The organism is Vibrio sp. OPT46 (assembly GCF_015163535.1).
GTDB classification, from domain to species: domain Bacteria; phylum Pseudomonadota; class Gammaproteobacteria; order Enterobacterales; family Vibrionaceae; genus Vibrio; species Vibrio alginolyticus.
On sequence record NZ_JADDYG010000385.1, the window covers coordinates 1 to 385 of the forward strand.

1 protein-coding gene is annotated in these 385 nt (G+C 36.1%); it reads right to left on the reverse strand.

Going from position 1 to position 385, the window contains the following annotated elements:
- Positions 1 to 194, reverse strand: a 194-nt coding sequence (locus IQR33_RS33430; RefSeq protein WP_228013970.1) for a hypothetical protein, incomplete at its 3' end; no start/stop codon positions are given.
- Positions 195 to 385 lie beyond the last annotated feature (191 nt).

The window sequence follows — 385 nt, forward strand, 5'->3', positions numbered from 1 at the left end:
TCGATGGCAGAGAGTATACAAACATTGCGATGAAAAAAGTATGAAATAGTGCTGTAACTACTTGGTTTTATATCCAATCTATTGCCTATCTTTATTACTCGCCAAGAGACAATGCCGCCGTAACGAGCTTTTAATGCTTGGTTTACATTTTTGAGATGATTAACTCTACTATCAATTATCAATCTTGGTTGCATTGTGCAATTGCAATTTGCATTATAAAATTGCATTTTGATAATTTGCGCGTGAATAAATCCAGCTTATATGAGATCTTGTGCCCAAAAATAAGCCTTTGCATTTTGGCATGATTAATGCATAATACTGCTCGACCCTTCTTAAGCCGAGGGTCACCTAGCCAACTGACGTTGTTAGTGAATACAATTTGTTC